The 6,104-nt window shown below is 59.6% G+C and carries 3 protein-coding genes, 1 tRNA gene and 1 pseudogene; 1 reads left to right on the top strand and 4 read right to left on the bottom strand.

Features of this window, described 5'->3' with window-relative positions; translation table 11 throughout:
- The 4 genes and pseudogenes from XBLMG947_RS22250 to uvrB form a co-directional block, all read right to left on the bottom strand.
- A pseudogene (locus tag XBLMG947_RS22250) lies at nt 1-890 on the bottom strand (type III secretion system effector avirulence protein AvrBs3); the annotation flags it as partial.
- Nucleotides 891-2,175: 1,285 nt separating this feature from the next.
- Entirely contained in the window at nt 2,176-2,427 is a 252-nt protein-coding gene (locus tag XBLMG947_RS24290; RefSeq protein WP_104537013.1) for a MerR family transcriptional regulator, read from the bottom strand.
- 705 nt (nt 2,428-3,132) lie between these two features.
- A tRNA-Val gene (locus XBLMG947_RS20575) sits at nt 3,133-3,207 on the bottom strand.
- Between the two features lie 95 nt (nt 3,208-3,302).
- Nucleotides 3,303-5,324 (bottom strand): excinuclease ABC subunit UvrB, encoded by a 2,022-nt coding sequence (gene uvrB, locus XBLMG947_RS20570; RefSeq protein ID WP_065470377.1) that lies wholly within the window; start codon nt 5,322-5,324, stop codon nt 3,303-3,305.
- A gap of 142 nt (nt 5,325-5,466) precedes the next feature.
- Here uvrB and XBLMG947_RS22235 point away from each other — a divergent pair, with 142 nt between their 5' ends.
- Nucleotides 5,467-6,009: a GspH/FimT family pseudopilin gene (locus tag XBLMG947_RS22235; RefSeq protein ID WP_083993309.1), complete on the top strand. Its 543-nt coding sequence runs from the start codon at nt 5,467-5,469 to the stop codon at nt 6,007-6,009.
- Nucleotides 6,010-6,104: the final 95 nt, after the last annotated feature.

The raw sequence follows: 6,104 nt of genomic DNA, 5'->3' as shown, positions 1-6,104 counted from the left end.
ACCACCTGGTCCGGGGTCAGGTTCAGGGGAACGCCCGTCAGTGCATTGCGCCATGCATGCACTGCCTCCACCGCGGTCACGCCGCCACGTTTTGCAATCTTGAGAAGTTGACCTGTGTCCAACTGTAATGGTGGACCTCTCAACTCTCCCGACACCGTGAGCAATGCTTCCAGGGCGCGTGCGCCGGACCACTGTTTGCCGACGCCAACGATGTCTTCGTGTGTCGCCTCCGGCAACGCCGCGATCATGGCCTGGTACTTGACAGCGACGGTCCCTAAGGCTGCCGGGTGTTGGCTGAGCGCAACGATGTGCGCACGTGTAAACCCATGGCCGATCAGTGCCTCGTGGTGCTGTGCTACTGTCGAACGAGCCTTCAGTTTGATCTTCTCTTGCTGCTGCTGGCTGTAGCCGAGCGTGCATAGATCGACCTGCCCGGTCGGCGAAGCGTCAGAGGTGTGCGCAGCACGCCGTCGCGGCGCCGGCTTGGCGCGCGGCAGTCGCGCGGCCGTCACAGCGACCTGCACGGTGGCTTGCGGGTCATCGGCTGCACGCAGACCCGATTGCACCTCATCCCCCTCTCCTGAGGCAGCCTCTGTATGAGGCGCGCCGAAGGCAGACATCGAATCAAAAAGCGATGTATCAAGAAGCGACGGATCGAACTGACGGAGCAAATCGCTGAAACTGCCCGCTGAGAACGCAGGCAAGGGTGCAGGGGGAGACGGGAGACGGGTTCGGGACATCGTCCGTCGAGCGGGCAAGCCATCCAGGGGGCTGCCCGCAGGGGGAGCCCCCCCACGATCTGCAGTCGGCTGCGGCTGAACCCTATCCGGCTGGGGTCCGGCCAGAAGTTCGTGGGCAGGACTTGGCGTGCGCGGACGAATGGGATCCATCAGGCATAGCTCTTTATAGAAAAGATGGTCGCCCAAGACTAAAAGATCTCTGGTCCCTCCACTACTTGCCGAATCCGCACAGCAGCACACAACTTCGGGGGATCCTGGCAACCCTCGACGACCGGAGGCGAGGCGCAGACATGAAGGCGGTCCTGGACCCATCTGGAGGGCCGGCAAGAAGTTGTGAAAAATTTCTTTTCTGACAGCAAGTTAGCTCACTTTTGGCTGTTTTTTACACGAATCCCTGCCGACCCTCTTCTCCGAGACATGAAGACGGTCACTGCAGCCGCTGGCGGCTCTATGCATTGAGCTTTCGCAAGATTTAGCAGCGCTCGATAGGGACGAGTGGGATGTGGGATCCATGCCAGGGTCCCGTAGACGTCAAACAGGATCGCCCGGATTCCACACAATTCTGGCCCCACTGCTGAATCCTCTAATCGTTGAGGGCCGCCAAAGCGGCCTGCATGGCCGCCATCCTCTTCGTACGCGTGACTGGATCACGACGCCTCATCTCCGCAGCTGCAGCCTCCTCCTGGCGCTTACGCGCAGCTTGAGCCTCCGCTTCTTGCCGCTTTCGAGCTCCAGCAACCGCTACCGCCAAGTCTGGAACGTACTCGCCTCTGCTGGCCCGAGCAACTAATGCCCGAAACCATGAGACCGGTCGGTTGGGCGGCCTTGCACTGGCCAACGCACCGGTCAACTCGTCCAACAGCGTCTGCTGCAACTCCTCCCGGATGCCGGCCAACATCTGCACTACCGCTTGCTGCTGTTCGACATCTAACCGAGATGGCACATTCAGATTCAGCGCCGAGGGGGCGGTGTGGGTAGTAGTAGTGATCTTCGTCCTGGTCTTCGTATTAGTGCTTTTAGAATCCAATGGACCGAACTTCGGTGCACCGAACGCCGGATGTCCGGGAGTTGGTGGACCGACGTCCGGTGATTGCACTTCGGTGATATCAGCGGAGTGCAATGGCTGCACTCCGGCGGCGGAGGCGCTTGGAGCGTCCGTAATCGTCACGATGGTGGACCACCTTCCTCGGGCATCCTGCTGTCTATATCCTCAACAGATAGCCGAGGTCCTCAAGCTCACGGAGAGCCTTCAGAACGACGTAGCGTCCTTCGCCAGGAGACTGCCTCGCCAGATCCCCTGCGCTCATCCTGTAGCCGTCCATGTTGGCTAGTAGCCGCACGGCGATTCCACGTGCTCTGAACGACAATCGCTGATCCATGAGTAGTTCATGTGGAAGGATCTCGAACCGTGAGTGCCGACGCTCACGAACAATAATCACGGCACAGCCCCTTCATTCTTTCGCGCTCGAGCAGCCTGCTCGGCTTTCGTAGGGCGCCCCCGGCGTTTGCGCGGCGGAGGGACGGAAGGAGGCCTACCGGACTCCAACCAAGCCAGGACTTCATCCGCATTCCACAGCAGCCTGCGCCCGCCAGGTCGTTTGAATGGACGCGGGATCAGATGCAGGTAGCGATGTGCCGTCGCGTAGGTACGGATCGTCGTTTCGGAGAGCTGAAGCAGGCGCGCCATATCTGGCACAGCCAGAGTGCGGCTGGACTCGATGGTAGGGATAGCACGGGGAGTAGGTAAAGCGACCGCAGAAGATTCAATGGCCATGATTTGCCCTTGTCATACGCGCGGCGAAGCAGCGCATGGCGCAGAGCGGGCTGGACTTAGGAAAGTGCCGCGCGGGCGGCCGAAGTAGCCGCCGGGAGCCCGTTACGCCGCGCCCGGGGGGCGCGGGGGCTCGTCTTGGCCACTTGGTGGGTCGGAAAGGCGCAAGACGGACTCAGATGCATTGCTAGTTCTGGTCTGAGAGTGCCCAAATCGAAGACATAAACCAGAGCTGATAAATGAGATCACCGACGCCAATGCGAACACGATTAGCGCAGGAACCAAGCTGATCACAAGGCCCACGATTGGAGAAACCGATGAACTCAAGTCAATGAAGACCTGCACCACAATCATTGCAAGGCCCATGACCACCACACCTGCCCCCAGCCACTTCAGGATTTTAGCCTGCAGAGTCGCAGTGATCAGTTGTGCTTCGAAGCGCGAGTCCATGCGCTCTGAATAGCAGTAGCCAATAACGCAGTCAACAACAACAATTCGCTTTGAAATGCTGGGCCACTGTTGGGCCATCAGCTAACAAAAAACGGCTCCGAATCACCGTGCATGGCAGTTCAACGGTATTCAATTAGTTTCTTTAGATTCAATGAGTTCCACCCGTTAAGGTGGTGGGCGGTACAGGGTTCGAACCTGTGACCCCTACCATGTCAAGGTAGTGCTCTACCGCTGAGCTAACCGCCCGCTTTCTGCATCAGCATTGCGCTATGCAGGGCGCGCATTCTAGCGCAGGGATTCATGGACCACAAGCCCTCACCGCACCCGGATACTGCCCCGCCCTAGCCCAAGCTTGCCGCTTTCAGCTTCTGGATCTGGTCGCGAATCTGAGCTGCGGCCTCGAACTCCAGATTCTTGGCGTGCTGATACATCTTCTGCTCCAGGCTCTTGAGCTTGCCAGCGATTTCTGCGGGCTTCATGGCGCGGTAATCGGGCGTCTCCTCGGCGACCTGGCGCGACTTCGAACGCCCCTTGCCCGCCTTCTTCTCGGCTGCATCTTCGCGCGCACCTTCCATGATGTCGGAGATGGGCCGCTCGACGGATTTCGGCGTGATGCCATGTTCCAGGTTGTACTCGACCTGCTTCTCGCGGCGACGATCTGTCTCGTCGATCGCCGCCTGCATCGAGCGCGTCATCTTGTCGGCATACAAAATGGCCTTGCCGCGCAGATTGCGTGCGGCACGGCCAATGGTCTGGATCAGCGAACCGGTCGACCGCAAGAAGCCTTCCTTGTCGGCATCCAGGATCGCCACCAGCGAGACTTCCGGCATGTCCAAGCCCTCGCGCAGCAGATTGATGCCGACCAGCACATCGAACTTGCCCAAGCGCAGATCGCGGATGATCTCCACGCGCTCGACCGTGTCGATATCAGAGTGCAGGTAGCGCACGCGGATTCCGTGCTCGCCCAGGTACTCGGTGAGATTCTCCGACATGCGCTTGGTGAGCGTTGTCACCAGCACGCGGTCACCGAGCTTGATGCGCTCGTGAATCTCGGACATGAGGTCGTCGACCTGTGTGCCAACCGGGCGGATCTCCACGACCGGGTCGATCAAACCGGTCGGGCGCACCACCAACTCCGTGACCTCGCCGGCCGACTCACGCAGCTCGTAAGGACCGGGCGTCGCCGAGACATAGATGCTACGCGGCGAACGCGCCTCCCACTCTTCGAAGCGCAAAGGCCGGTTATCCAGCGCAGACGGTAAGCGGAAGCCGAACTCCACCAGCGTTTCCTTACGCGAACGGTCGCCTTTGTACATCGCGCCGATCTGCGGAATGGTCACATGCGATTCGTCGATGACCAGCAGCGCGTCCGGCGGCAGGTAATCGAATAGGGTCGGCGGCGGCTCGCCGGGCGCCTTGCCGGTGAGATGCCGCGAGTAGTTTTCGATACCATTGCAGAAACCCACCTCGGCCATCATTTCCAAATCGAATTGGGTGCGCTGCGCCAGACGCTGGGCCTCGACCAACTTGTTCTGTGCGTAGAGTTGTTCAAGACGCTCTTTCAACTCTTCTTTGATGGTGTCCACCGCACTCAACGTGCGCTCGCGCGTCGTTGCGTAATGCGTTTTCGGGTAGACGGTGTAGCGCTGCAGCTTGCGCAAGGTTTCGCCGGTCAGCGGATCGAACAGCGTGAGCTGCTCGATGTCGCCATCGAACAACTCGATGCGCAAAGCCTCGGTATCCGATTCTGCCGGAAACACATCCAGCACCTCGCCGCGCACGCGAAAGGCGCCGCGTGTGAGTTCGAACTCGTTACGGGTGTACTGCAGATCGGTGAGATGGCGGATCAACTGGCGCTGATCGATATGCTCGCCAACCGACAGGATCAGCCGCAGCGACAGGTAGTCCTCCGGCGCGCCGAGGCCATAGATTGCCGACACTGTTGCGACCACCAGCGAATCGCGCCGCGACAGCAAGGTCTTGGTCGCCGACAAGCGCATCTGCTCGATGTGTTCGTTGATCGAACTGTCCTTCTCGATAAAGGTGTCCGACGACGGCACGTAAGCCTCCGGCTGATAGTAGTCGTAATAGCTGACGAAGTACTCCACCGCGTTGTGCGGGAAGAACGACTTGAACTCGCCATACAACTGCGCCGCCAGCGTCTTGTTCGGCGCCATCACCAAGGTCGGCTTCTGCACCTGCTGGACGACATTGGCAATGGTATAGGTCTTGCCCGAACCAGTCACCCCCAACAACGTCTGCTTGGCCAGTCCAGCCTCGAAATTGGCCACCAACTTGTTGATGGCGGCAGGCTGGTCGCCCGCTGGCGAGTATGGGGAGACAAGTTCAAAGCGGTCGGTCATGGAGCGGATCTCGGGGAAGGAGGCTGCACGAATTTACGGAGGCCAGAATTGGTAGAACCCTGACAGCCATACAAGTCGAGGCAGCGTTACCTGGCAGACAACCAATGTTGAGACTGCTTGCTCCACTTCAAGGAGAGGCGCCATGGATGCAGCAGGCTATTCGAGGGCGAGAGGGTACACCGCAGTCCAGTTGCTTATCGTGATGGCGATCATCGGCATCGGCGCAGCTATCGGCATGCCCAACTTCAAAAGCCTCATCGAGTGGCAGCGAGCGACCACACGCGTGCATTTGCTGACCACACATCTTGCGATGGCCAGAAGTTTTGCCGTTACGCAAGGCGCGCCTGTCAGCATTTGCCCCTCTACGGACGGAACACGTTGCCGGAAAGATCGCAACTGGAGCTACGGATGGATCCTATTCAAGGATCCGGAGCGCGGCGGGCAGCCGTTAAGTGCCGCATCCGTTATCAGAGTCGAACACGCCTCCTCCACCGGCGGCCTCGACATCACCAGCACAGTTGGAAGATCAATCGTTCGTTTCCTGCCGAACGGCCGCAGCAACGGGACCAACATCACCATCAGACTCTGCAGCAACGCTCGGCGACTAGCTGACGTGGTGGTCAACAATTCAGGAAGAGCCCGCACCGTGCGCTACACCAGCTCTGTGAGCTGTGCGGCACGGTGAGGGCACGCAAACAAAAAGCCGCGACACGTCGCGGCTTTTTGAACATCTTGGCGCCCGAAGTTGGACTCGAACCAACGACCCCCTGATTAACAGTT

Origin of the sequence: Xanthomonas bromi, from assembly GCF_900092025.1 — a bacterium.
In the GTDB taxonomy this organism is placed as follows: Bacteria; Pseudomonadota; Gammaproteobacteria; order Xanthomonadales; family Xanthomonadaceae; genus Xanthomonas; species Xanthomonas bromi.
Note: the sequence above shows the minus strand (reverse complement) of the source record. Positions and strands in the feature narration are given on the sequence as shown.